Annotated in this window: 23 protein-coding genes and 2 pseudogenes; 9 read left to right on the top strand and 16 right to left on the bottom strand. The window is 68.4% G+C overall.

Translation table 11 applies throughout. From position 1 onward, the window contains the following. Positions 1–14 precede the first annotated feature (14 nt). Positions 15–1,004, top strand: a complete 990-nt coding sequence (locus V1460_RS28510; protein ID WP_338676478.1) for an Acg family FMN-binding oxidoreductase — start codon at positions 15–17, stop codon at positions 1,002–1,004. 196 nt (positions 1,005–1,200) lie between these two features. On the opposite strand, the gene V1460_RS28505 is transcribed toward V1460_RS28510, so the two are convergent. Continuing rightward, on the bottom strand, positions 1,201–2,238 hold the full coding sequence (locus V1460_RS28505; RefSeq protein ID WP_338676477.1) for a saccharopine dehydrogenase NADP-binding domain-containing protein: 1,038 nt from the start codon (positions 2,236–2,238) through the stop codon (positions 1,201–1,203). Positions 2,239–2,366: 128 nt separating this feature from the next. On the opposite strand from V1460_RS28505, the gene V1460_RS28500 reads away from it, so the two are divergent. Next, complete coding sequence (locus V1460_RS28500; protein WP_338676476.1) at positions 2,367–3,302, top strand: helix-turn-helix domain-containing protein; 936 nt, start codon at positions 2,367–2,369, stop codon at positions 3,300–3,302. A gap of 125 nt (positions 3,303–3,427) precedes the next feature. Here V1460_RS28500 and V1460_RS28495 read toward each other — a convergent pair whose 3' ends face one another. The 8 genes and pseudogenes from V1460_RS28495 to V1460_RS28460 all read right to left on the bottom strand — a co-directional run. Further along, positions 3,428–3,931, bottom strand: a complete 504-nt coding sequence (locus tag V1460_RS28495) for a flavodoxin domain-containing protein (protein ID WP_338676475.1) — start codon at positions 3,929–3,931, stop codon at positions 3,428–3,430. A gap of 203 nt (positions 3,932–4,134) precedes the next feature. Then, positions 4,135–4,842: a CBS domain-containing protein gene (locus V1460_RS28490; RefSeq protein WP_338676474.1), complete on the bottom strand. Its 708-nt coding sequence runs from the start codon at positions 4,840–4,842 to the stop codon at positions 4,135–4,137. A 179-nt stretch (positions 4,843–5,021) separates the two neighbouring features. After that, positions 5,022–6,416 carry a nickel-dependent hydrogenase large subunit gene (locus V1460_RS28485; protein ID WP_338676473.1) on the bottom strand — a complete coding sequence of 465 codons (1,395 nt, stop codon included), beginning with the start codon at positions 6,414–6,416 and terminating at the stop codon, positions 5,022–5,024. Continuing rightward, positions 6,413–7,216, bottom strand: coding sequence for an oxidoreductase (locus tag V1460_RS28480; RefSeq protein WP_338676472.1), 804 nt, complete (start codon positions 7,214–7,216; stop codon positions 6,413–6,415). The genes V1460_RS28485 and V1460_RS28480 overlap by 4 nt, the downstream gene beginning before the upstream one ends. A gap of 1 nt (position 7,217) precedes the next feature. After that, positions 7,218–8,021 carry an FAD/NAD(P)-binding protein gene (locus V1460_RS28475; RefSeq protein ID WP_338676471.1) on the bottom strand — a complete coding sequence of 268 codons (804 nt, stop codon included), beginning with the start codon at positions 8,019–8,021 and terminating at the stop codon, positions 7,218–7,220. Further along, positions 8,018–8,419, bottom strand: a complete 402-nt coding sequence (locus V1460_RS28470) for a cyclic nucleotide-binding domain-containing protein (RefSeq protein ID WP_338678242.1) — start codon at positions 8,417–8,419, stop codon at positions 8,018–8,020. The genes V1460_RS28475 and V1460_RS28470 overlap by 4 nt, the downstream gene beginning before the upstream one ends. A 71-nt stretch (positions 8,420–8,490) precedes the next feature. Next, entirely contained in the window at positions 8,491–9,663 is a 1,173-nt protein-coding gene (locus V1460_RS28465; protein ID WP_338676470.1) for a 4Fe-4S dicluster domain-containing protein, read from the bottom strand. Between the two features lie 309 nt (positions 9,664–9,972). Continuing rightward, positions 9,973–10,167 (bottom strand): annotated as a pseudogene (locus V1460_RS28460) (DUF1918 domain-containing protein); the annotation flags it as partial. Positions 10,168–10,792: 625 nt separating this feature from the next. On the opposite strand from V1460_RS28460, the gene V1460_RS28455 reads away from it, so the two are divergent. The 4 genes from V1460_RS28455 to V1460_RS28440 all read left to right on the top strand — a co-directional run bounded on the left by V1460_RS28455 (position 10,793) and on the right by V1460_RS28440 (position 14,482). Beyond that, entirely contained in the window at positions 10,793–10,993 is a 201-nt protein-coding gene (locus V1460_RS28455; RefSeq protein WP_407077544.1) for a universal stress protein, read from the top strand. A gap of 103 nt (positions 10,994–11,096) precedes the next feature. Continuing rightward, positions 11,097–12,572: an AAA family ATPase gene (locus V1460_RS28450; RefSeq protein ID WP_338676469.1), complete on the top strand. Its 1,476-nt coding sequence runs from the start codon at positions 11,097–11,099 to the stop codon at positions 12,570–12,572. A gap of 142 nt (positions 12,573–12,714) precedes the next feature. After that, a complete protein-coding gene (locus V1460_RS28445) occupies positions 12,715–13,371 on the top strand; it encodes a CBS domain-containing protein (protein ID WP_338676468.1) in 657 nt (218 codons plus the stop codon). Between the two features lie 241 nt (positions 13,372–13,612). Beyond that, positions 13,613–14,482: a universal stress protein gene (locus V1460_RS28440; protein WP_338676467.1), complete on the top strand. Its 870-nt coding sequence runs from the start codon at positions 13,613–13,615 to the stop codon at positions 14,480–14,482. Between the two features lie 30 nt (positions 14,483–14,512). Here the strand turns inward: V1460_RS28440 and V1460_RS28435 are convergent, their stop codons facing one another. The 3 genes and pseudogenes from V1460_RS28435 to V1460_RS28425 all read right to left on the bottom strand — a co-directional run. Next, positions 14,513–16,912, bottom strand: a complete 2,400-nt coding sequence (locus V1460_RS28435; RefSeq protein ID WP_338676466.1) for a glycosyl hydrolase family 65 protein — start codon at positions 16,910–16,912, stop codon at positions 14,513–14,515. A 304-nt stretch (positions 16,913–17,216) separates the two neighbouring features. Continuing rightward, positions 17,217–17,918 carry a pyridoxamine 5'-phosphate oxidase family protein gene (locus V1460_RS28430; protein ID WP_338676465.1) on the bottom strand — a complete coding sequence of 234 codons (702 nt, stop codon included), beginning with the start codon at positions 17,916–17,918 and terminating at the stop codon, positions 17,217–17,219. A 14-nt stretch (positions 17,919–17,932) separates the two neighbouring features. Then, positions 17,933–18,127: pseudogene (locus V1460_RS28425) on the bottom strand (hypothetical protein); the annotation flags it as partial. Positions 18,128–18,263: 136 nt separating this feature from the next. On the opposite strand from V1460_RS28425, the gene V1460_RS28420 reads away from it, so the two are divergent. Beyond that, complete coding sequence (locus tag V1460_RS28420) at positions 18,264–18,917, top strand: CBS domain-containing protein (protein ID WP_338676464.1); 654 nt, start codon at positions 18,264–18,266, stop codon at positions 18,915–18,917. Positions 18,918–19,107: 190 nt separating this feature from the next. Beyond that, the gene (locus tag V1460_RS28415; protein WP_338676463.1) at positions 19,108–19,956 is read left to right on the top strand and encodes a CBS domain-containing protein; all 849 of its coding nucleotides are present in this window, start codon (positions 19,108–19,110) and stop codon (positions 19,954–19,956) included. 244 nt (positions 19,957–20,200) lie between these two features. Here the strand turns inward: V1460_RS28415 and V1460_RS28410 are convergent, their stop codons facing one another. Next, positions 20,201–20,488, bottom strand: coding sequence for a hypothetical protein (locus V1460_RS28410; protein WP_338676462.1), 288 nt, complete (start codon positions 20,486–20,488; stop codon positions 20,201–20,203). A gap of 425 nt (positions 20,489–20,913) precedes the next feature. Here V1460_RS28410 and V1460_RS28405 point away from each other — a divergent pair, with 425 nt between their 5' ends. Beyond that, a complete protein-coding gene (locus V1460_RS28405) occupies positions 20,914–22,173 on the top strand; it encodes an MFS transporter (protein WP_338676461.1) in 1,260 nt (419 codons plus the stop codon). Here V1460_RS28405 and V1460_RS28400 read toward each other — a convergent pair. The 3 genes from V1460_RS28400 to V1460_RS28390 form a co-directional block, all read right to left on the bottom strand. Then, positions 22,123–22,398, bottom strand: a complete 276-nt coding sequence (locus V1460_RS28400) for a hypothetical protein (RefSeq protein WP_338678406.1) — start codon at positions 22,396–22,398, stop codon at positions 22,123–22,125. The genes V1460_RS28405 and V1460_RS28400 overlap by 51 nt on opposite strands. Beyond that, complete coding sequence (locus V1460_RS28395; RefSeq protein WP_338676460.1) at positions 22,391–23,110, bottom strand: CBS domain-containing protein; 720 nt, start codon at positions 23,108–23,110, stop codon at positions 22,391–22,393. The genes V1460_RS28400 and V1460_RS28395 overlap by 8 nt, the downstream gene beginning before the upstream one ends. A gap of 111 nt (positions 23,111–23,221) precedes the next feature. Continuing rightward, positions 23,222–23,704, bottom strand: coding sequence for a CBS domain-containing protein (locus V1460_RS28390; protein ID WP_338676459.1), 483 nt, complete (start codon positions 23,702–23,704; stop codon positions 23,222–23,224). Between the last annotated feature and the right edge of the window lie 225 nt (positions 23,705–23,929).

Genomic DNA, 23,929 nt, shown 5'->3' with positions numbered 1-23,929 from the left:
GACAGGAGGACGTCGTGACCGCTGTATCCCTTGATGCGAACGCGATTGCCGCGCTCGTCGAGGAAGCCGGGCTGGCTCCGTCCATGCACAACGCCCAGCCGTGGGCCTTCCGCTACCGCAACGACCTTGGCACGATGCTGCTTCGCGGCGATTCGTCACGGGTGATGGAGAAAGCCGACCCGCGGAACCGTGCCCTGCACCTGGGTTGCGGTGCCGCTCTGTTCAACCTGCGGGTGGCCGCAGCCCGTATCGGCAGGGAACCGCAGACCACGCTCCTGCCCGCCCCCGACGACCCCTGGCTTCTCGCCGAGGTACGCCTCGACCAACCCGTACGGCGCGACGACGACCTCGCCGTCCTGCATCCCGCTATTCGCCGCCGCCACACCAGCCGTTTCCCCTTCACCGACGAGCGAGTCCCCGATGCCGTGCTCGACGGGCTGCGAGCCGCCGCCCGGCTGGAGGGAGCACGGCTTCACATTCCCGAGGCCTGGCATCTGCAGGAGCTACTGAGCCTGGTACACGATGCGGAGAGCCGTGAGGCTCTGGACGCTGAAGTGCGCGAGGAGTTGGCCCACTGGACTTTCACAGGCTCCGAGGACGCCATGGCACCGAAGCAGGGCATTCCCGCGCGAGCATTCGGCCCACGGCAGTATGACGTCACCGCTCCGGTGCGGGACTTCGCCCTCGGACGGGCGGTTCCCGGCCGTGACACCGCAGCCTTTGAGAAGCACCCCTGTCTCGCCCTGCTGGGTACCGCGGGAGATGAACCAGAGGACTGGCTCCTCGCCGGTCAGGCCATGGAGCGCGTCCTCCTGCAGGCCACCCTGGACGGGCTGGCCTGCTCACTGACGTCCCAGGCGCTCGAATGGCCGGAACTGCGCTGGGCCGTGCGCGACCCGATCTCGACGATGGGACACGTCCAGATGGTGATCCGACTCGGCTACGGTCCGGCGGGCCCCCCGACGCCTCGTCGGCCGGTCAGTGATGTGCTCGAGATCGCATGAGTGTCCCGGCGCGCCTTCGCGGCCTTCGCGGCGCGCCAGGTGGGCTCTGCCTGTTTTCTGGGTCGCGCGCCGGGACCGAAGGAAGGGCACGTCGGGGGCGCGGTCGTGAGCACCGTCGGAGCTTGTGGGCGGCCGTCCGGGATTCCCCACGCACGACCCGTTGGAATGTGACTCACGGTGACTTGGAGTGTTGCAGTCAGGCGTTGGGCAGGTGGAGGCCGAGCGTGATGTGCGGGGCGAGTGCGCGCAGGAAGTCCGGGGCGTCGAAGATCTCGCCGGCGGAGGCGACGCCGATGGTCCTGGTGCGGCCCGTCAGGACGCGTTCGAGTGCCTCGACGACGAGCGGTGCGGTGACGGCGTAGATGTCCTGACCGCCGGCCGTGGCCCGGCGCTCGGTACCGCCGGAGCGGACGACGGCGTCGACGAGGAACGTCTGGTCCGAGCGGCCGCCGGCGTCGACGGCGGTCGGGGCCGGTGTGTGGGCGGCGGCGACGTCGCGGACCGCCTCGGCGGTCATATAGGTGGTCACGTCGGGGATGGGCAGGTGCTGGGGGACGGTGACGACGTCCGCCATCGTGAACTCCCCGATCACCGCCCGGACTCCCATCGGTTCCGGGAAGGTCCACTTGAGGGTGGGCGCGGCGTCGGTGCGCTGTTCCCACTGCCCGCCGCGGTAGCGCAGGCGCACGTCGCCACGGCGCTCGCGGGAGACGGCCCCGGACAGGCGGGTGCCTGCGGTGGGGTGCCAGCTGCTGAGCGCGTAGGCGATGTGGGCCTCGTCGGCCGTTGTCCAGTCGCCCATCGCCGCGGTGGCCAGCAGGTCGCCGAGACCGCCGAAGAAGGCCATGGCCGGGACGATCACCGCGCCCGCTTCCCGAGCCCGTTCCCGGTAGTGGGCGAAGGTGTCGAGGTTGGCCTCCAACTCGGCGGCCACGTCCAGGTACGGGATCTTCGCGCGGAGCGCGGCCTCGATCACCGGGCCGGTGGTCGTCGCGAAGGGGCCCGCACAGTTGATGACCGCCACCGTGCCCGCCAGGGCCCCATCCAGCGAGGCCCCATCCTCGACCGATGCCACACGGGCCTCCAGGCCGTGCTCGTCGGCCAGTTCCTTGAGCGCCTGTGCGTTGCGTCCGGAGGGCACCGGGACGAACCCCCGTGCCGCCAGCTCCGCGAGCACGAACCGCCCGGTGTGACCGTACGCGCCGAACACCGCCACCAGCTGACCTGACCTCATAAGACTGCTCCTGTACCTGCGAACGTCCGCTGCGCTGTTGATCCGCCGCGGCCTGACACGCGCATCCTGTCCCCTCGACGGCACCCCGCACGAGTGTCGGAAACGACATGGTGCGTACAGTTTCGGACATGCCTGCTGTTGCGCTGGCCGTCACCGACGGCATGCTCCACTACGAACTCGCCGTGGCCATCGAGATCTTCGGGTCCGACCTGACCCACATCGTCAACCCCTGGTACGACTTCTCCCTGTGCGGGACCGGCCCGGTGCACGTCGACCGCTTCCGCCTGGAGCCCGACCACGGCCTCGACCATCTCGCCCAGGCCGACACGGTGATCGTCCCTGGCTGGGCCGACACCGACCGCGAACCACCCGCCGACCTCGTCGACGCGCTGCGCGTCGCCCACGCGGCCGGGGCCCGTGTGGCCTCGCTGTGCACGGGCGCCTTCGTCCTGGGCAAGGCGGGTCTGCTCGACGGCAGACGTGCGACCACCCACTGGGCGCACACCCGGGAACTGGCCCGGCGCCACCCGGCGGCCACCGTCGACCCGGACGTCCTCTACGTCGACAACGGCGATGTCCTCACCTCCGCGGGCAAGGCCGCCGCCATGGACCTGTGCCTGCACCTGGTCCGCCTCGACCACGGCGCAACCAACGCCAACAAGATCGCCCGGCGTCTGGTCATCCCACCCCACCGCGACGGCGGCCAGGCCCAGTTCATCGCCACCCCCTTGCCCGAGCCCGGCAACCATCCCCTGCGCGACCTGTTCCCCTGGGTCCTGGAACACCTCGACCGGCCCCTCACCGTGGAAGACCTGGCCCGCCAGGCCCGCATGAGCTCACGCCACCTCGCCCGCCACTTCAAACACCTCACCGGCACCACACCACTGCACTGGCTCCACACCCAACGCATCCGCCACGCCCAGGAACTCCTGGAAACCACCAACGCCACCGTCGACACCATCGCCACGGCCACCGGCATGGGCACCGCCACCACCCTGCGCCGCCACTTCCACCGCAGCGTCGGAGTACCGCCCGACACCTACCGCCGCGCCTTCCGCCCCTGACCACGGTCCTGCCGACCGGCGACGTCACCATCAGAGCCCCGGGAAAGCCGACGGACCGGTCCCATCGGAACCAGCGTCGTCTCTCCCGAAGCCGGCGACGCTGTGTCGTCTCTCAGCAGCGCGCGTCAAGGGCGGTCGGCCAGTTCGGCACTGATGTGGTGTGCCCAGCCTTGAATCTGCTCAGGGCTGTGGAAGTCTCCCGCCGCGGCGTGGCGCACCAGGTATCTGGCGATCCATCCTGGTGTCGAGGCGGTGATGCTGTCGCCGAACGTGATGTGTTCACGGGCCTGCAGCCGCTCCATGTGTCTGGCAAGGCCTCGAACGGGCGGGAGATCGTGCTGTTCTGCCGAGCCGTCCACAGGCCCGCTGCTGAACATCCAGATCGGCCGGTCGCTGAGGCCCTCCGCGTGGAGTCGTACGAAGCGCGACGCGTCCCGGTGCCACCGGCCCGCGTAGACCGAGCCACCGACCACGACGGCTTCGTAGCCGCTGACGTCCCTCACATCCCTGGCCGGGAGCACAGCCGTTTCGTATCCGTCCTCACGCAGTGCGGAACCGATCTCGTCGGCGATGCCTGCTGTGCCACCTTGCTTGCTGCCGTAGGCGACGAGTATGCGCTTGGTGGTCATGCCGACTCCTTGCTCGCCCTGGCAGACCACGGATCGCGGAAAGCCCTGACGATCACCTCGAGGACGGCGGTGCGTCTGCTGCGGGTGGGGAGATCTCGCATGCTGCCAGATCCACGGTCACACTCATGCCGACTCCCCGTCGCGAGTCCTTCGGCACCATGGGAAGACCCGAAGGGCTCATGAGTTCGGAACCCGCCTGCACCTCACGGTGAACGTTCTCTGATGGCTCTCCGGTGCCCGACCCTGTCTTCGGCCCGGCCGACTGGGGAGTCGTCGAACAGATAGGTCACTCTGTCGACGACCTCGATGACTCCGTCGACCTGCTGGGCCAGCTTGACGGCCACCAGGATCTCACTGAGCCGCTCCAGTTGACCTTCCAGGGTGACGACTCCGTCCGCTACCTTCACTATGAGCTTGCCAGGAGGCAACCACAGTGTGCGTTCGAAGAGATCGTCGACGATCTCCCTGCGGATCTCCGCGTCGGGTCGCAGGAAGACCTGCAGCAGGTCACGCCTGGTCACTATTCCGACAAGGTGTCCCTGCCCGTCGACGACAGGCAGGCGCTCCACTCGATGCTCTGCCATGACTCGTGCCGCCCCGGCGACGGTCTCGTCGGTGTCGACCGTGATCGCCGGTCTGGTCATCAACCGGGTGGCGTCCAGCGTCGCAGTGGATCGATCGTCAGGCGTTGCGCCGGGACCTGCTTCCCTGTTCGGTGCGTCGCCCGACTGGCGGAAGACCAGGTCGCTCTCGGAGATCACGCCGAGTACCCTCCGCTCGGAATCGACGACGGGGACCCCGCTGATGCGGTGCTCGGCAAGAAGCCCGGCTATCGCCTTGAACGGCATCTCTCCCGTCACCGAGATCACGTCCTGCACCATGAGGTTGCCGATCTTGCTGTGCCTCATCATGGGCTCCTTCCGCCCGGGACGGCCCTGGCACCGGATCGTGCGGACGAATTCAAACTCGAACACGGAGTCTCACCGCGCAAGGTGCCGATGGGAACGTCCCACAGGGCCATCGGGCCCTTTCACGCAGCGCAGCCCTTCCTGTACGAGGTGCTGCTGGTTGTGGCGCGACTCGCGCCGCCTCATTGCGGGGCCTCGGTCGTCGGGTCGTGCCGTTCGACGTCCAGGTCGAGAAAATGGGCCGAGCAGGAGATACAGGGGTCGTGGTTCCGGATGACCCGTTCGCACAGCCGGGCGAGCTCGGACTCGTCCGTGACCCCGCGGGCCAGCTCGGTCTGAACGGCTCGGCGCAGGTCCTCCTCGATCGCGCCCTGGTTCTGGGCGGTCGGCGGGACCAGGCACGCTTCGGCGATGCGACCCTCGCCGTCGAGCGCGTAGCGGTGGTAGAGCAGCCCACGTGGAGCCTCGGTCGCCCCGTGCCCGACCGCCGCACGGGGTCGCACGTCCACATGAGCTCGCGGCGGGGGCTCGTACGCCTCGATGATCCGGAGGGCTTCCTCCACCGCGTAGAGGACCTCGACGGCTCGCACGAGGATGCTCCGGTACGGGTTCGTGGGGCTCCTGTCCGGGGTGGTTCCGGTGGTGCGGGGGAGTAGCGGAGGATCGTCCAGACCTGCCTCCCGCGCCGCTTGGAGGGCCAGAGGGGACAGCAAGTGGCCGCTGATGGCGTAGCGGGCCAGGGAACCGGTGAGGTGCCGGCGGCCGTCGAGTCTGGAGTGGAGTGCAGTGGAGTGCGGGACCTGCTCCTCGACGACGTGGTCCGGGAAGGCGTGGACGGGGAAACTGTGTGACGTCCTCTCCCCGCCGGCCCTGAGCACGGTGGGCACGCCGGACTCGATGGCGTATGTACCGGCCTCGGCGAGAGCGAACAGATCGACGTCGCATCCGGCCTCGGGGATGTCGAACCCCGAGACCCAGCGGACGGTGTCCCAGGCGTCCTCCAGAGCGCCGCGCAGGCGGGTTGCCAGCGGTCGGAGTTCGGAAGGCGCGGGAGCGCGATGAAAACCGCCGAGGCGGACGTTGACGGGGTGGATCGCGCGTCCACCGAGCAGTTCGATCACGGCGTTGCCCGCCTGCTTGAGCCGCAGTCCGCGCTGCACATGGGTGGCATGCGTACCGGACATGCCGAACACATCGTCGTAGCCGAGGAAATCGGGAGCGTGCAGCAAATGGATGTGCAGGGTCTGGCTCTCGATCCACTCACCGCAGTACAGCAGTCTGCGCAGAGCCGCTAGCTGGCCGTCCACCACGACTCCGCACGCGTTCTCGACAGCCCGGCAAGCACTGAGCTGGTAGGCGACCGGGCAGATACCGCAGATCCGCGACGTGATATCGGGAGGCTCGGTGTGCGCACGGCCCCGGAGGAAGGCTTCGAAGAACCGTGGAGGTTCGTAGATCTTCAGCTGGGCTCGGATCACGGAGGTGCCCCTGGTCACGAGATGCAGTGCGGCCTCGCCCTCGACGCGGGCGAGTGCCGGGATGTGCACCACACGTGACTCCGCAGCGGACTCGCTCATGACAGGTCGTCCTCCTCCGTGGCATCCTCCACTGCGGAGAAGGCGGCGACGTTGAAGGTATGCAGGAGCCTCCCGATCTCGTCGTCGCTCATTCCGTCTCGGTGCATGAGCGGCACCAGAGCCCGCAGGTTGGTCGTCGCCGCGGGGCCGAAGCAGCCGTAGCAGCCGCGCCCGTAGGCCGGGCAGATCGCTCCGCAGCCGGCGTGTGTGACAGGTCCCAGGCAGGGTGTGCCGTGGGCGACGGTGACGCACACCGTTCCGCGACGCTTGCAGGAGAAGCAGACGCTGTGATTCGGAATGCCGGGCCTGCGTCCGGCGAGGAAGGCGGTGATGACCTCCAGGAGCTGAGCACGGTCGATGGGACAACCCCGCAGCTCGAAGTCGACGTGCACATGGGCGGAGATCGGGGTCGAGGTGGCCAGGGTGGCGATGTAGTCCGGGCGGGCGTAGACGACCTGCAGGTATTCGGCGACGTCGGCGTAGTTGCGTAGAGCCTGAACTCCTCCGGCCGTGGCGCAGGCACCGATGGTGACCAGTCGGCGGGACTCGGCGCGGATGTGCCGGATTCTCTCCGCGTCCTTTGCGGTGGTGACCGAGCCCTCGACGAGTGCCAGGTCGTACGGACCGTGCCCGACATCACTGGATGCCTCGAGGAAATGGGAGACTTCGATCTCCTCGGCGATGGCCAGCAGCTCGTCCTCGCAGTCGAGGAGCGTGAGCTGGCAGCCGTCGCACGACGCGAACTTGAACACTCCCAGCCTGGGACGACCGCGGTTTGTGAGCTGGAGAGGACCGGTCACATCACAACTCCCTTACGGCCAGGAGGGGTTCGGCCAGGTCGTGAGGGACGACGGGACCGTCACGGCAGAGCAGCAGCGGCCCGAGCTGGCAGTGCCCGCAGTGGCCGGTGGCACAACGCATGTTGCGTTCCAAGGAGACCCGGATGCGGTCGGCCCGCACGCCGAGCTGCACCAGTGCCCGGGCGCTCGCGCGGATCATGACCTCGGGGCCGCAGACGAACGCGGTGGTGCGCGCCGGCACGAAGCGCGCCTCGTCGATCAGGGATGTGACGACTCCGACCCTTCCGGTCCAACCGTCAGTGGGCCGGTCGACCGTGGCACCGCAGAAGGGGTGGCCCCAATCGGGGAACTCGTCCTGGTACAGCAGATCGCCCGGTGTCCGAGCACCCGCGAGCACGTTCACCCGGCCGTATACGTGCGAGTCGGCCAGGACGGCGTGGACCAGCGGCCGAAGGGGGGCGAGGCCGATTCCCCCACCGAGGACAAGCAGATCGTGCCCGCGTGCCTCCTCTGCCTTCCAACCGATGCCGAACGGACCCCGCACGCCCACCGACGCGCCTGTCGGGAGATTGCACAGTGCCCGGGACACCGCGCCTACGGCACGGATCGTGTGGGTGAGCCGTTCTCCGGACAAGCTGGAGACAGAGACGGGGATCTCGCCGATACCGAAGGCGTACACCATGGCGAACTGGCCGGGCACGAAGGGGTGAAGAGCCTCACCCGCCGGCTCGAGCTCGATCGTGACCGTGTCGGCCGTCTCACGTCGACGGTCCGCGAGGCGGTAGGAGACGGGGACCGTGGTCACGCGGACGCCCCGCCCCCCTGCGGCCCGTACAGGTCGAGCAGCCGAGTACGTGTGGCGCGCAGTCGGTCTCCGATGGTCTCGGCGACCAGAGTCACCAGCGCCAGTCCGAACGCCGGATGTGCGGCGAACCGGTCACGGACCGCGGAGGCATCGAACTCCCATGCGGTGAGGGCACTTCTGGACTCCGCCCCGAGATGCCACTGGCGCGGGGGACACAGCCATGACCAGCCGACGAGGTGACCCTCGCAGATCGTCTCCACGACCGTTCGCCCGCGGCCGGGGATCGCCACGTCGAGGGCGACGCTGCCGGAGCGGATGACCCAGAAGCGGTCGGCCCGCTCACCCTCCTCGAAGAGCCGGGTGCCCCCGGGAAGGCTGACTTCACGCGCGAGCGCCATCAACTGTGCCCGGTGCTCCGCGGCGAGTGAGCCGAGTGCACCCGTCCCGGGTTCAGCGTCGGCCGGTGACGTCACTGTGCCCCCCTGGTTCTCGTGCCCTCGTCGTGCAGGGCCTGTGCTTCCTCGGTGAGGTCGATTCCGGTGGGGCACCAGACGATGCACCGCCCGCAGCCGACGCATCCGGAACTGTCGAACTGGTCGTGCCACGTGCCCAGTTTGTGAGTGAGCCACTGGCGGTACCGGCTGCGGGGAGTGGCGCGGACCGGACCGGTGTGCAGTGCTGAGAAGTCCAGGTCGTAGCAGGAATCCCAGCGGCTCCAGCGTTCGGCGTGGTCGCCGGTCAGGTCGGTGATGTCCTCGGTGGTCGTGCAGAAGCACGTCGGGCACACCATGGTGCAGTTGCCGCAGCTGAGGCAACGAGAGGTGACGTCGTCCCAGCGCTCGGCCTCCAGGTTGTCACGCATCAGGGTGCGCAGGTCGACCGGCGGCATGGACCGGCCCATGTGCTCGGCAGCCTGGCGTACGGCCCCGGCAGCGGCAGCGCGTGTGGCCTCGTCCGCCCTCTGGCGCGGCAGTTCCGCCAGTACGGCGGTTCCTTCCGCGCTGCCGCTCCGGCAGAGGAAGCGGTGGCCCCCGGAGTCCAGCACCTCGGTCAGCGCGAGGTCGTAGCCCGCATCCACCGCCGGACCTGAGCCCATCGACACGCAGAAGCAGGTCGCCCCAGGCTCCGTGCACTCGACCGCGATCAGGAAGGCGCCGACGCGGCGGGAACGGTAGGCGGAGTCCTGGTATCGGCCACCGGTCATCACCCGGTCCAGGATTCGGATGGCCCGCAGATCGCACGGCCTCACCCCGAGGAACGCGTATGAAACGCTGTGCGGCGCGTCCGCGCACACAGTCAGACCACCGCCCGGGTCGCGGTCCGCGGTCCACTGCCGCACACGTTCCGGATGCAGGAACGACTTCCATGACTGCGGCCCCGCGCTGTGGGCGAACACAGCGGCGTCGTCCCGACGTCGGATTCGGTACTTCCCCGCTTCCAGCTCGACGCCCCAGCCATCGGGCAACTCGTGGCCGGAGTCGAGCTCGGCGAGCACGATGGCACCGTCGCGCACCGTGGGGCCCACCACCGTGCGGCCGTGCCGTTTCAGGACACTCACCAGCGCGTCAAGACCTTCACGACCGAGGGTCACCGACTCGGTGTGCGCGTCGGCAGATGTTCCGTCATCCCCGGAATCCGTCATCCTCGGTCCCTGTTCCTGGCGTCCGGACGGGAGCATCGCCGGCCGCTGAGACTCACCGTGTCGTGGCAGGCGACAACCGCCGCAGCGGCCACGGACAGCGTGCCAGACGTCAGGCTTCCACATCCCGATGCGTCGCCCTGGCGTGTCTCGTCGGGCACCGGCTCATGACCTCCCGTGGACCGGCGGTACCTCGGCCGCCACGCGGACCGCTCATGACACCCCGGGCGTGGCAGTCGCCCCGGAAGCCGGCTGACCGGGCCATTCGGGCCGGCCGGGCAGTTGCTGCCCGGCTCAGGCAACCCTGCCGCGTTGCTCGTGTCCGATGTGCTTGATGTGCGCGTCGGGCCCAGGAAAGACCAACGTCACCTTGTCCGTGTCCGACCAGCGCACATCGTACGGAGGTGTGCCGTCTTGGTGGTGAAGTCCGACGATCTCGCCGTCACGCCTGGTGGCGCCCGTCGCCGGACTCTCGATGACGAGTTGATCACCGAGGTGAGCTTGCATGGTCACCGCCCCTTCCTCAGGAGTTGCTCCACCTCACACACCGCGGGGGATCTGTTGTCCCACGGGCGCGCAAGTCCGTGCCCGTGCGAGATGGGAATCATCAGCCTCCTCACCTCGAGTCATCCAGCATGCAGTGGTTGAGACCGTCGGCGGTCCGAAGCCGATTGTCCGACCCTGCCGGGGTGCGTCCTCACGACGGATGCTTTCCGCCGCGAGTGCGAACGCCGGCCTCCAAGACGTCGCCGATGCGTCCGTCACCACCATGGAACAACGGCGTCCCCAGGTCACATGGGCCGAAGGTCCCCGATGGTGGCTCTCCCGGCCTCCCCGGAGAGTGGACGAACGCAGCAGACCGAGCGACGCGGCGCCGCACCGGCGGTGAGCACGAGGACGGTGCGGCGTCAGGTCCGCCTCCGCCCGGCCCCTACCGCACCGGTACCAGAAGGAATGACGCCATGCACTGCGACGCGCACAATACCCCCAGGGGTATCCCGTGCTGCTCTCATCATATACCCCCGGGGGTATATGATGAGAGAACGAGGGTGCTTGGCGTGTCGGCGTGGCCCGTGCGCACGACCTCGTACACCTTCGTTCTAGCGTCATACGAGACGGAGGACTTTCGGCCATGAAACCAGTCATCACCGTCGGTCTCGACGGTTCGCCCGAGAGCCCCGCGAGGGCCGTGGTGCAAGCAGCCGAAGGCGGCGGACTGCTCATCGTCGGCCGGCGCAAGCACCGCGCCGCCCTGAGGCGCCACCTGGGCTCCGTGGCCCAGGCCGCTGTCCATCACGTGCGCCGTCCCGTCGCTGTCGTTCCTCATGACTGAGCCGGACAGCCCAAGGGATCTGACCGGGGTGGTGCACCAGGCGGACCCGTCTGCCCTGCGGTCCGGTACTGGCTTCGACGTTGCGCGGCTCCCTCGCGCGGAGGTGAGTGAGACCCATACCGCCATCGTGTTCTTCGTCGGTGACCGCGCGTTCAAGGTCAAGAAGCCCGTCGATCTGACATTCCTGGACTACACCACCGTGGCGGCGCGCCGGGTCGCCTGTGAACGCGAAATCGCCCTCAACCGTCGCTTCTCCCCCGATGTGTACCTCGGACTGGGAGAGATCCGGGGCCCGCACACGGAGGCGCCCGAACCGATGGTCGTGATGCGCCGCATGCCATCGGACCGCCGTCTCTCCCGGTTGGTACGAGAGGGCGAAGCGGTCGACGACGCCCTCCGGGCCGTCGCAAGACAGCTCGCCGCACGTCACGCGGACGCGCCGCGCAGCCGGGAAGTGGACGAACAAGGCACGCGCGACGCGGTTTCGTCCCGCTGGGAGGCCGGCTTCGCGCAGGTTCGGGTGCTGGCGGACGAAGGTGACGCACCTGCCGTCACTGCGGAGATCGAGCGGCTGGTGCGCCGTTATCTCGCCGGCCGCAAGCAGCTGTTCGACACCCGGATCGAGCAAGGCCGGGTCGTCGACGGCCACGGCGACCTGATGGCCGATGACATCTTCTGCCTCGACGACGGCCCCCGCGTCCTTGACTGTCTGGAGTTCGACGACCACCTTCGCTACGTCGACGGCCTCGACGACGCAGCCTTCCTCGCCATGGACCTGGAGTCGCTCGGCGCTCCCGAGGCTGCCGCGCTCTTCCTGGCCTGGTACAGCGAGTATTCCGGGGACCCCGCGCCCCCGTCGCTGTGGCACCACTACGTCGCCTACCGTGCGTTCGTCCGTGCCAAGGTCTCCCTGATCCAGGAGCGTCAGGGCGCGCCCGGGGCCGAGGCGGCTTTCCAACGACTGATCACGACGGCGCTGCACCACCTGCGTACCTCCACGATCAGTCTGACCCTCGTCGGCGGGCTTCCGGGCAGTGGGAAATCCACCCTCTCCGGGGCACTGGCCGATCGGCTGGGCGTCACCCTCCTCAGCAGCGACCGCGTGCGCAAGGAACTCGCGGGCATGCCGGCGGAGAAATCCGCCGCGTCGCGATACCGCGAAGGCCTGTACACACCGGAGTGGACCGCGAGAACCTACGTGGCCCTGCTCGACCGTGCATCGGCTCTGCTGTCCACCGGCGAGTCCGTCGTACTGGATGCCACCTGGTCGGATTCGCGGCAGCGCGAAGAAGCCCTGCGTATGGCCGAACGTGTCAGCGCCGATCTCGTTGCCTTGCACTGCCGGGTTCCCGGCGAGGTGGCAGCAGCACGGTTGAACACCCGCGCCCCCGGCACATCCGACGCCGACCTCGCCGTTGCCACCGCTATGGCGGCCGATGAGCCGCCGTGGGCAGAGGCCGTCACGATCGACACCAGCGGGGCTCTGGACTCCGCGGTCGTCCAGGCGCTCTCGGCGGTACGGCCATGGGGTACCGACCAGGCGCCGGTCTTCCGGCGCTCCTACATGGAGCCGGACTGAGGAGGACGGGGCGACGACGCGGTGTGCACAGGCAGCGGCACCCACGAACAGTTCGGCTCGCAGGATCCCGCCGTTCGGCGGGATCCTGGTATCAGACGACCCGGCGGCGTTCGCGGCAAGGAGCCACACGAAGGAGCGGCACATGCGACATAGAAATGTCGGGGAACTCATGACCCGCGATGTGATCCGCGTACGAAACGATGCACCGTTCAAGGAAATCGTCCGTCTGCTTTCGGACCGTCAGGTCACTGCGGTGCCGGTGGTGGACGCCGACCACCGCTTGCTGGGCGTCGTCTCCGAGGGAGACCTGCTGCGCAAGACCTCCGATCAAGCCGCCGCCGCGGAGCTGCTTCCCGTCCCGGACGCCGATGCCTGGGAGCGGGCGAAGGCGGAGGGGACCCGCGCGGACGAACTGATGTCGGCGCCGGCGGTATGTGTCACGCCCGAGTGGACCGTGGTCGAGGCAGCCAGGCTCATGGAGGTGCAGAACGTCAAGCGCCTGCCGGTGGTGGACGACAGGGACCGGCTGGTCGGTATCGTCAGCCGTCGCGATCTGCTGAGCATCTTCCTGCGCGGGGACGAAGCCATCCGGGATGAGATCGTGACCGACGTTCTCGTGGGGACCCTCCATCAGGACCCCTCCGCCATGGTTGTCGCGGTCCGCGACGGGCAGGTCACGCTGAGCGGCTCGGTGCCGTACAAGGGCATGATCCCCGCGATCGTCCGTATGTGCAGCACCGTCGACGGCGTGGTCTCCGTGTCCGAGCACCTGGACTACGGAGCTGACGACACCCTCTGAGGTATAAATCCGCCCGTGAGCCGGGGTTCGGCGCCGGAACCGGACTCATGCCTCCTCCAGGACGGATCCGCCGGCCGGTGACGTTGAAGCTGAGTCCACATCTCCGCCGCACCTACCGCGGGCGGCAACATGGGCCGTTCGGCTCGGACCGGGGTCTGTCGGCCTGTGCTGCTGGGGCCGCTCCCTGGGTGAATCTGGACTTCTGGCCCCGTAGCAGGCCGGACAGAGGAGGTGCTCGACGATGACTCAGCCAGTGACCGTCGGTGTGGACGGCTCCCCTGAGAGTCGCGCCGCCACGGAATGGGCCGCAGGGGAAGCAGTCCTCCGGGAAGCGCCCTTGCGCCTGGTGAACGTGGAAGAACGGTGGCCGACGGTTCCCGGAGCCATGCCACCGGTCGATCCTGATGGATACCGGCGATGGTCGGAATCTTTCCTCGAAGAGCATGCCGGCGAACTGCGGAAGGGCCGCCCGGGCCTGGAGGTGTCGGTGTGCCGACGTGTCGGCCGACCGGCCGCGGCGCTGGCGATCGAGGCCGACGATGCACAGTTGCTGGTGCTCGGATCGCGAGGGCGGGGCAGGATGGAGCAGTTCTTCGTCGGATCCGTGGGCACGGCCACGATCGGGCTGACCGATACCCCGGTCGTCCTCATACGCGCCCTGGACCAGTCCGCCGCTGAGGAGCTGAATCGGGACGTGGTCGTGGGGGTGGACATCCACGAGACATCGGATGAAATCCTGGCGTTCGCTTTCAGCGAGGCGGCACGGCGCGGGTGCGGGGTACGTGCCGTTCACGGATGGACGCTGCCGTTCGCCCTCGGCTACGCGCCGCAGCTCGACCACGGTGTCCAGCTGGAAGTGGCCGAGGCGATCGCCGCGGCTCTCGCCGAAAGGCTCCGACCGTGGCAGCGGACCTATCCCTCGGTCAAGGCCGAGGGGAAGGCCCTCGTCGGAGCGCCGGCAGAGAAGCTGCTCTCCGAAGCAGCCGACGCCGGCATCGTCGTCGTCGGCCGTCGCATCCGCCGCTCCCCGGTGGGCGGGCACCTCGGTCACGTCGCCCACGCCGTTCTCCACCACGTGACGGCACCGATCGCCGTGATCGCTCACGACTGAACGTGACCCGCACCCCGGGGGTGTGACCCGTCACGGGCCCGGCAGGCGATACCAGCGTTGTTCACCTGCAGGCACGGTGACTCGTCGGCCTCCCGGCAGAATCAGGGGGAGGGGGATTCCTCGCGCCGCGGGCACACTGATGCCCAGCCTTCCAGGGCGGGCCTTCACACGAATTCCACGCTGCCCGCGGAAGCACACGGTGAACGAGAAGCGCGTGAGCTCTCGGAGCGGCACAGGGTCGAGCGTCAGTCCGTCGGGACCGGATTCGATGCCGGTGATCCCCCGCTGCACGAGATCCAGGGTGCCGGCCATCGCCCCGAGATGAACACCTTCGCCAGTGGTGCCCCCTTGGACATCTGCGACATCGCTCAGCAGGGCTTCTTCGCAGTAGCGCCAGGAGCTTGGGCCCTTGAGCCTGGTCAGCACCCAACCGTGGACAAGACTGCTCAGTGTCGAGCCGTGGCTGGTGCGAGCCAGATAGTAGGCGACTGTGCGCCGCCACAAGTCATCGTCGAAACGGTAGCCGAGACGCTCGAAGAGCCCGGAGAGTTCTCCCGGTGGGAACAGATAGCCGAGCATGAGGGCGTCGGCCTGCTTGGACGCCTTGTACTTGTTGACCGAATCGCCTTCGGCCTCCAGGATGCGGTCGAGACGGCGGATGTCGATGTACCGGCTCCGATATGCACCCCAGTCGAGTTCCGACAGGTCACCGTATCCGTCGAATTGACTCACCACTCCATCGTGGAAGGGCACATGCAAATTGCGTGAGACGTCCTCCCATCGCTCAAGCTCTTCGTCATGGAGGGAGAGATGCTCGCTCAACTCCGCCCTCCGCGCGGGCAGGAGCCGGCCGAAGAGGTCGAGTGCGCGGGTGAGGACCCAGGCTGCGGTCACATTGGTGTAGGCGTTGTCGTCGAGCCCCGGCTGCTGCGCATCGGGGTAGCGGTCGTGGTACTCATCGGGGCCGACAACGCCTCTGATGCGGTAGCGGCCGAGCGACGCGTCGTAGGTAGCCGCACTACCCCAGTACTGTCCGATGGCGAGCAGCAGATCCGCTCCCGGGCCGTGGAGGAATCCGTCATCACCGGTCGCCTCGCCGTAGCGCCAGACGTTGAAGGCGATCGCGGATCCCACATGGCGCTGCAAGTGACTGTGGTCCGGAAGCCACCGGCCCGAACGGGGATTCAGGTGGAACTCCTGCGTCTCCTCGCGGCCGCTGCTCGCGCTTTGCCAGGGAAACATCGCGCCCTGCCGTCCGGCCGCTGCCGCTGCTGCGGCCGCTTGCGGGAGACGCCGGTGACGATAGGCGAGAAGGGCCCGCGCCACCTCGGGAAAGTGCAGGGTGAGGTAGGGCATTACGAACAGTTCGTCCCAGAACACGTGACCGCGGTAGGCCTCACCGTGCAGTCCTCGCGCGGGCACGCCGACATCGAGGTCGGCGGTATGAGGCGACAGGGTCTGTAGCACGTGGAACAGGTGCAGGCGCAGGATCCGGCCCGCATCCCCGGGGACGTCCAACTCGGCCTGGCGCCATAGACGGGACCAGGCCGCGCGGTGAGACACGAGCAAGTCGGAAAAGCCGGGGGCGACGGATACGTGTCTGATGGCGTCGCGAAGAGGATCCTCCGCGGGCCTGTCCGGTGACGTGTGCAGCGCGACCGTCTTCACCACGGTCACCGGCTTGCCTCGGGAGATCGGCAGCCTGTAGGTGTCCGTCGCGGCGGCGGCGGTCAGGCACGTGTGGCGTTCGGCCGACGGGCGGACCGCGGTCCGCAGAGCCATGCTGACCCGCACATCGGAAGCGGCAGTGCTGCACGACAGCCATAGAGTGCCTTCGGGCCCCACGCCGGTCTCGTGCCTCGACAGGTGACACCCATTCAGTTCGCGATAGCGTGCGACCCCTGCGTTGGTGATGTCACCGTCGAGCCCGGACTCCACTTCGACGCTTCCGCTCCAGCCGTAGGCGCGAAGAGTGGTTCGCTGGCCCGCCAGATGCGGATCGCCCATGTGCACAAACCGGGTCTGGGTGACCCTCAGACGGCGTCCCCGGCCGTCCTGGAACAGCATCTGCCGGACGAGTATCCCCGCACGCAGGTCGAGTGTCGCCCGGTAGTGGCGCAGGCTGGGGTGATCGGGGGTGAGCCAGTCGCCTACGGCATTGTCGCCCGGAAGGCATCGGTAGCGCAGAGGCAGCCAGTTGGGCAGGTTGACCAGGTCCTCGTTCCACACGTGTCGGCCGGCCACCGTGGACTCCGACCGGTCGTAACAGCCGGCCACGTACGTGCCGGGGTAGTGCACGGGCCCGGCGTAGTTCTCCGACCCCGCCCCCCTGGTCGCGAAGTAGCCGTTGCCGAGGGTGCACAGCGCTTCGCGCAGGCGTTCCTGCTTGGGGTCGTACCCGTCGTACACCCACGTCCAGTCCGTGGTCACGGTCGTGCGTGCCTCGTGACATGTGCGTCGACTCCACTGCGGGGCTCGACGCCGGGAAAGGCACGGAGCTCGCGTCCCGGAAACTCCGGAGCCTCGGGCGACGCGTCGCCCGCTAGGGCGTGTTGCGAAAGTCCCTCCTGACCCGCGACGCCTGGCACGCACGCTCGCTGCGTTGTCGGAGTCATCCAAGTACGTCCAGTACGAGGATGATCCTCCGCCTTGCGATCGCACGCACCAGACGCCGCAGGCCCCGCCCTGCGGGCGGACGGAGCTACTTTCGCAACACGCCCTACATCCATCGTCCTCACCCCTCGGTTGTGCTCCATGGGCTTACGATCCGACGCCCAGTGAGTCGGGAGGGAGCGATGGACAGCCACAGATCGCGCTGTCCTCCGGCCCAGGGTGATGTCGGTGCTTCGGCCTCCAGTCGCCGAACAAGGGGCTCTTCGGTGACGGCCCGTGCCGTGCCCACGGCCATCACACTCCAGCCCTCGCTGAAGACATCGTCGATGTGGTCCACCTCGAACGCCACTTCGCTGCCCGCGGCGAAGGCGGGCACTCTGCCGAGGGCCGTGCGGAAGGCGATCGCGCCGTCGACGGTCTGGTAGTTCACTGGCACCACAGCAGGCCCCTCGGGTGTGAGCACCCCGATCCTGCCCACACCGTGCGAGGACAGCAGAGCCCGGCACTCGGCCTCGTCGAGTTCGGCCAGCCCGGCATCCCGAAGAGCCATGCCGCGGCCGGGGGGCTGATCCATGGTCGCGCCGGTCAGTTCCTCGACGGTCGTCTCCAGGGCCGCGGCGACCCTGCGCAAGGTCGACGCGTCCGGTGCCGCCGGCCGCTCTTCCAGGTACTGGATGTACGTCGACGCCGCACCGGCGCGTGTCGCCACGTCATCCCAGGTCAGTCCCAGGTCTTCGCGCCGGGCAGCGAGCCGCCGTCCGAAATCGGTGAGGGGGCGCGGTGGAGGCGGTTGCGGCGTGGCTCCGGAAGTCGCTCTCGGCATGTCGTTCACCTTTGCTCCGGCACATCACTCTTGATGATGTGCAGGTCGGTGCCGCAGATGGTGACTGCGTCCACCCTGATGACCGCGTCGGCGGCGTCCTCGATGCTCGGGTCGGGGACCTCTCGCCACGCCGTCCTTCCCTCTCCCCTGAGGACGAGTGCCTCATGATGACGTCGCCCTCCAAGTGGTCGAGGTCTGCTTGTAGCCAGCGTGTCCCGGGCAGCGGCCGTGCCGCTTGGGCCGGACGGCCCTGCAGCGGTCCCGCTCGGCCCATCCAGGGCTGCCCGGAGGATGCGAGAGTGAGCCGTAGAGCAGACCCAAGACCGCGCCCAGGAGGTCACCCCCATGGTCTCCACCCCGTACACCGTCGGCGACGTGATGACGCGGACGGTCGTGGCCGTGGAACGCGATGCGCGGTTCAAGGAGATCGTCGGTGCCATGAAGCAGTGGAATGTCACTGCCGTGCCGGTGGTCGAGGGCGAAGGCCGCGTGGCCGGTGTGGTGTCCGAAGCGGATCTGCTTCCCAAGGAGGAGTTCCACGACACCGAGCCCGAGCTCATCGATCAGATGCGGCACCCGGACGACGCGGCCAAAGCCGGCGCGGTGCGGGCCGGGGACCTGATGACGACTCCCGCGATCACGATCCGCGCTGACGCCACCCTGCCACAGGCCGCCCGGATCATGGCCCGCCAGCGGATCAAACGCCTTCCTGTGGTCGATGCGGACGGGACTCTCCAAGGCATCCTCAGTCGCGCCGACCTCCTCAAAGTCTTCCTCCGCCCTGACGACGACCTTGCCGCAGAGGTCCGGCGCGAAGTGATCGACCGCCTGTTCACGGTCTCCCGGCACGGCGTCCGCGTCGATGTCACCGATGGAGTCGTCACCCTCACCGGCACCGTCCGTGATGCCACCCTCGTCCCCGTAGCCGAGCGCCTTGCTCGTGCAGTTGAAGGCGTCGTCGAGGTGAACTGCCGCCTCACCAGCATCCGAGAACCGTGACACCCGTGCTGCTCCGTACTCGGAGGCGCGGCGGAGGTCATCGGGCATAGGACGAGGATCTTCTTCGCGTGGGGGCGGAGCGTCGGGCAGGGACCGTTCCGCCGCGCAGAGGGGGCTGGTCGGACCTTGGGGCACGGTCGTCGAGCGAGAAACACTGTCCGAAGAGTCCCTCCGGATGAGGAGACAGCCAATGAACGAGTTTGGAGGCTCTGCGCTTGGCGCCGGCCCCGTCGCACGCCATGGGAGCCGTACCGGCGAATCGCGAGAGCAGCACACACTGGTTCGGCATCTCGGCGCGGTGGCGACGGCGTTCGCCCGGCAGGCTGCTGCCCGCCATCCGGCCGCTCGACCGGCACATCCGCCTCCCAAGGAGCAAAGCGATCCCACGTCCGACACGGAGGCCACCCCGCTATTGGTCCGCGACGTCATGGACGCGTCGGCGTCGGTGCGCGATGACGCGTCCTACCTGGCGATTGCCCGGGCTCTGACCGACGCGGGCGTCGGATCGCTGCCGGTGACGGACAAGCACGGTCGGGTGATGGGTGTGGTGTCGGAATCCGACCTGTTGGCGCAGGCCGCCGTCTTGGCAACCAGGTACCAGCCGGGTGCGCGCGGGCCCTTGGTGCGCCGGCGACTGCACGACAGCGCACGCTCCCAGACGGCCGAGGAGCTCATGACCGCGCCGGCGATCACGGTGCACCCTGACGCGACCGTCGCCGAGGCGGCATGGCTCACCTCACTCTCGCGCCTCAAGAGGCTGCCCGTGTCGGACCAGGGGGGACACCTCGTCGGTGTCGTGAGGAGGAGTGTCCTGCTGAGTGCCCTGGTGAGGGACGATGCCAGCATCAAGAGGGAGATCGAGTCCACAATCCTCGCCGAGGCGTTCCCCACCACCCATGAGACGGTGGCGATCACTGTTCGTAACGGGGCGGTCGACGTGTGTGGACGAATGGCCGGCGGTGACGCAGAGCGCCTTCTCGCCCGGATCGGTGGACTGGCCGACGTGACCGAGGTGATCGACAACCTCACGACGACATGAAAGGCGGCCACACGCACAGCCGTCGGGATGGCTGACGCGGAGCCGTGGCCACCACCCCGGCCTGCTGTTCCGGACGTCCTGCGGCCCCTTCCTGGTGCCGTTGCCGTCTTGGGCTCGGCCCCAGTGGCCTCTGCTGCTGCCTGAGGTGGGAATCCCGCGTCGTCTGCGGGCGGAGGTGAGGTTGGACGCCGCGGATTGCCGCTTGCGGTTTGGAGGTGCCGGTGGGCGGCGGGCTGGTGCCGGGTTATGCCTGGCGGGGGCCGGGCCGGTGGCCGTGGTTGGGCCTGCCGTGGCCGGGGCGGTCGCCATAACCGGGCTTGCCGTGGTGCGGGGGCTTGGGAGTGGGGCTGGGCTTGTCGTTGACGGTGGTGGTCGCGGTGGCGGTGCTCGGGTCACTGGCGCCGCCGCCGGAGACGGTGGCGGTGTTGGTGACCTGCTTCGGCGCGCTGTTGGCGATCTGGACGGTGAGCGGCGGGTAGCGCTCATCAGGCGTCTCCTTGATGAGCGGATGCGCCGTTGATCGGACACTCATCCGGCGGGGCAGGGTCCACGGCCTGCGTGCCGAGCGAGCCCGGATCACGGCCGGACATCCAGTCGCCCACGTCGTCATGCACGGCGCAGGTCGGCCGATGCAACGGTGCGACCTGTTGCCGACACTCCTCGCGCACCCGGATCGACACTCACGACCGTCCTGACGATATGTCAGGACGGCTGCTGAGAGGGTCGGACCGGGATTGGTGATCGCTGGTGCCACACTCGTCTGCGGCGGCAGTCCTGACCATGGCCGCGAGTATGAGGCGGGACGTGTGACCGACCGGGTGCGGCGCCCGGGGAAGCCCGGCGGCACCGACGCGCCCCGCCCTGAAACACCGCACCGCCCCCGACTGGACCGTAACTCCCCTTCTCCCCTTCTGGACGCCCCTCGACGTCGACCCGCCTGGGATGTGATTCGTGAGGATGTGGAAGCCTCGAGCCGGTTTCAACCGCAACTTCAGACTGCTCTGGTTCTCGGTGGTCGTTTCCGGACTGGGCGACGGCCTGCGTTATGTGGCGTTCCCGCTTCTCGCGTCCAGCATGACGTCAGACCCTCGCAAGATCGCTCTGGTGTTCCTGGCGGACCAGCTTCCGTGGCCCCTGGCCATGATCGCCGCCGGTGTGACCGCCGACCGCTTCGACAGGCGCCGGATTATGATCACACTGGACGTGGCACGTGTCGCACTCGTCGCAGCGCTCGCGGTGGTCGTGGGACTCGGGCGCGCGACGCTCGTCTGGATCTTCCTCGTCACCGCGCTCATGGACCTCGGACAGAGGTTCTACATCGGTGCGGCCGCAGGCCTCGTGCCCATGACCGTTCCCGTGTCGCGCCGGGACAAGGGCAATGCCGCCGTGCAAGGCGGGTCGGTGACCGCCACCCTGCTCGTGGGCAACCCACTCGGCGCGATCCTCTTCGACATGCATCCGGTACTCCCCTTCTGCCTGGACGCGCTGTCGTTCCTCTGTTCCGCGATCCTGCTCTTCTCCATGAGGGGGCGGTACCACGCCACGCGGTCGCCCAGCCGCGCACGGCTGAGCAGGCGAATGCTGCGCCGTGACATCACGGACGGCCTGCACGCCCTGGGTAGTGAGCCGTTGCTGCGCAGGATCACGGCACTGAGCACGCTCTACTACCTGGTGGGCATGTCCCAGATCGCGGTGAGCATCCTGTACACCCGCAACGAACTCGGCTTGAGCGATACCGGCTACGGCCTGATGGTGGCGACGTTCGGTGCAGGCGCCCTGATCGGCTCCGTACTGGTGGGACGTCTGGCCCACAGGGCCGGAAGGGGCCGGTTTCTCCTATGGGCGCTGTACGCGGCCGTGGTGGCCTCACTGGGTATCGGACTCTCGGACACATGGTGGCAGGCGGCCACGTTCGTCCTCCTCGCCGGCGCGTCATCGACCGTCTGGCGAGTCACCGCGACGACCATGCTCCAGATCATGGTTCCCGGCCATCTACTGGGCCGTGCGACCATGACCCAGAAGCTGCTGGTGCGCTGTGGAGCAGCCGTGGGAGCCGGCCTCGGAGGGATCGTCGCCCACCACCTCGGACTGCGATGGGTGATCTACGCCGGAGCCACACTGCTCCTCGCGGGCACGATCGCAGGAGGGCATCGCTTCGAGACGGCCTCAGCCACCCGAGGCCCAGGCAGTGAGCCGGACGGTCCGGCTGCCCCGTGACCATCGGTCCAAAGGTCGCCGGCTCGAATCCTCCCGGACGTCGCCCTCGCGGTCGCGGGAGCGGATGCGCCACAGCAGGTCCGCGCCTTCGGACGCAGCGCCCCGCCACAGGTCCAGGCCCGTGAAGCCGCGGTCGGCCAGCAGCAGGTCGTCCTGGCCGAGCCGGTCGAACAGCTCGCGGGCCGGTGCCGGTTCGGACGTCTTTTGGGCCGACCAGTCAGGCACTCGCGTCCTGGCCGGCCGGTCCCACAACACGCTGTCCTCGTGGCGGCTCGACATCGAGTCCTGTGTTGTCGTACGCGTAGTCCAACCGCTGGTGCACGGCAACCACCCCGTCCACGCAACGGCAGAGCCTCTCGATGACCGGGATGTCCCCTCTTTCCGGGACGTGGCCGGTCAGGGTCACCACGCCGTCCCGGACCAGCGCTTCCACGCTCTCGGGAGCGAGTCCGACGGTCCGGTCCAACACGTCACCGCGGATCTCTTCCTCGATGGCTTCGTCCCGGCGAAGGAACGGGCGCAGAAGGTCGCAGCGGCTCACGATGCCGATGATCCTTCCTGCCTCATCGATGACAGGAAGTCGCTTCACCCCGTTGCCGGCCATGGTGCGCGCCGTCTCGACGATGTTCCATGTGGCACGCGCTGTGATGGCCGGCGAGGTCATCATGCCCTCAGCGGACTCCGCTTCGGCGCGAGCCAGGTCGTTCGGCGTGAGCGTGAGACGGGAAGGACGCCCTTCCAAGTCCGGAAGGCCTACCGCTTTGCGTAGCAGGTCGCCTTCGGAAACGACACCAAGCGGATGGCCGTTGGCGTCGACAACCGGAACAGCGGTGATGTCATTGTCACGAAGCAGCTGGGCGACCTCCTTGTAGGTCGAACCAGGCCGTGCCGTGACCACGTTCCGCGTCATGACTTCGGCGACGTTTCGATGCTGCATGTCCTCACTCCTCGCTGTGCCCCCACGCCACGCCCCTGTCCGCGTGGCCCTCACGGCCCCCGCAAGGGCCTTCGGGGACAGGCGTCTTTCGGTAGTTCCCCAAAAGCCTTTTCAAACCTTGTTCGTTCCGTGGTCATCAGCGCCGAGTGGCGACGCAGGCTCCCGACCATGGCGCCGGGTGTCGTCGTACCGGTACGTCAGGTGGTCGATGACATCGACCACGCCATCGAGCAGCCCGACCAGTCGAACGGCCAGGAGGATCTCGCTCCGGAACTCCAGCTTGCCGGAGAGCGTCACCACCCCGTCTCGGACCTCGACGTCGAGGGTTCCGGGCGGTAGTCGGAGTGTGCGATCGAGGATGTCGTGGACGACGATCGTGCGGATCTCCGGATCCGGCCGCAGGAAGATCTGTAGCAGGTCGCGGCGAGTGACGATACCCACGAGCCGCTCTTCGTCGTCGACGACCGGCAGCCGTTCGATGTGGTGGTCGGCGATGGTCCTTGCTGCCAGGGCGATGGACACCTCGGCATGGACGGTGATGGCGGGGCAGGTCATCAGCCGGTCCGCCGTCAGTTTCCGAACACAGGCGTCCACGGTCCGTTCCCGTCTGGAGGGCCACGGCCAGGGGAAGCGGTGAGGCCCAGCACCCGCGTGTGATCACTGGGCAGGACCGGCCGGATGCGTACGGTGGTAGCGTCCGTGAGGAGTGCGTGCGCCTCCTGCTCGGCGCTGGGTCTGCTTGCCGGCTCGGACGCCTTCACTGTCTCGATCATGGCGGGACCTCTCACCTCCGGTGCCTGTCCCAGGGTCGGCTGCCCG

The sequence above is a fragment of the Streptomyces sp. SCSIO 30461 genome (genome assembly GCF_037023745.1).
Classification (GTDB): Bacteria; Actinomycetota; Actinomycetes; order Streptomycetales; family Streptomycetaceae; genus Streptomyces.
The sequence above is the reverse complement of the archived record's forward strand: the minus strand, read 5'-3'. Positions and strand labels throughout refer to the sequence as shown.

What these genes read in the sequence shown, in the direction of transcription:
- V1460_RS28505 (WP_338676477.1), bottom strand. Translation starts at nt 2,238, where the DNA reads ATGAGGTCAGGTCAGCTGGTGGCGGTGTTCGGCGCGTACGGTCACACC.
- V1460_RS28500 (WP_338676476.1), top strand. Translation starts at nt 2,367, where the DNA reads ATGCCTGCTGTTGCGCTGGCCGTCACCGACGGCATGCTCCACTACGAA.
- V1460_RS28495 (WP_338676475.1), bottom strand. Translation starts at nt 3,931, where the DNA reads ATGACCACCAAGCGCATACTCGTCGCCTACGGCAGCAAGCAAGGTGGC.
- V1460_RS28490 (WP_338676474.1), bottom strand. Translation starts at nt 4,842, where the DNA reads ATGATGAGGCACAGCAAGATCGGCAACCTCATGGTGCAGGACGTGATC.
- V1460_RS28485 (WP_338676473.1), bottom strand. Translation starts at nt 6,416, where the DNA reads ATGAGCGAGTCCGCTGCGGAGTCACGTGTGGTGCACATCCCGGCACTC.
- V1460_RS28470 (WP_338678242.1), bottom strand. Translation starts at nt 8,419, where the DNA reads ATGGCGCTCGCGCGTGAAGTCAGCCTTCCCGGGGGCACCCGGCTCTTC.
- V1460_RS28465 (WP_338676470.1), bottom strand. Translation starts at nt 9,663, where the DNA reads ATGACGGATTCCGGGGATGACGGAACATCTGCCGACGCGCACACCGAG.
- V1460_RS28455 (WP_407077544.1), top strand. Translation starts at nt 10,793, where the DNA reads ATGAAACCAGTCATCACCGTCGGTCTCGACGGTTCGCCCGAGAGCCCC.
- V1460_RS28445 (WP_338676468.1), top strand. Translation starts at nt 12,715, where the DNA reads ATGCGACATAGAAATGTCGGGGAACTCATGACCCGCGATGTGATCCGC.
- V1460_RS28440 (WP_338676467.1), top strand. Translation starts at nt 13,613, where the DNA reads ATGACTCAGCCAGTGACCGTCGGTGTGGACGGCTCCCCTGAGAGTCGC.
- V1460_RS28430 (WP_338676465.1), bottom strand. Translation starts at nt 17,918, where the DNA reads ATGCCGAGAGCGACTTCCGGAGCCACGCCGCAACCGCCTCCACCGCGC.
- V1460_RS28420 (WP_338676464.1), top strand. Translation starts at nt 18,264, where the DNA reads ATGGTCTCCACCCCGTACACCGTCGGCGACGTGATGACGCGGACGGTC.
- V1460_RS28415 (WP_338676463.1), top strand. Translation starts at nt 19,108, where the DNA reads ATGAACGAGTTTGGAGGCTCTGCGCTTGGCGCCGGCCCCGTCGCACGC.
- V1460_RS28410 (WP_338676462.1), bottom strand. Translation starts at nt 20,488, where the DNA reads ATGAGTGTCCGATCAACGGCGCATCCGCTCATCAAGGAGACGCCTGAT.
- V1460_RS28405 (WP_338676461.1), top strand. Translation starts at nt 20,914, where the DNA reads ATGTGGAAGCCTCGAGCCGGTTTCAACCGCAACTTCAGACTGCTCTGG.
- V1460_RS28395 (WP_338676460.1), bottom strand. Translation starts at nt 23,110, where the DNA reads ATGCAGCATCGAAACGTCGCCGAAGTCATGACGCGGAACGTGGTCACG.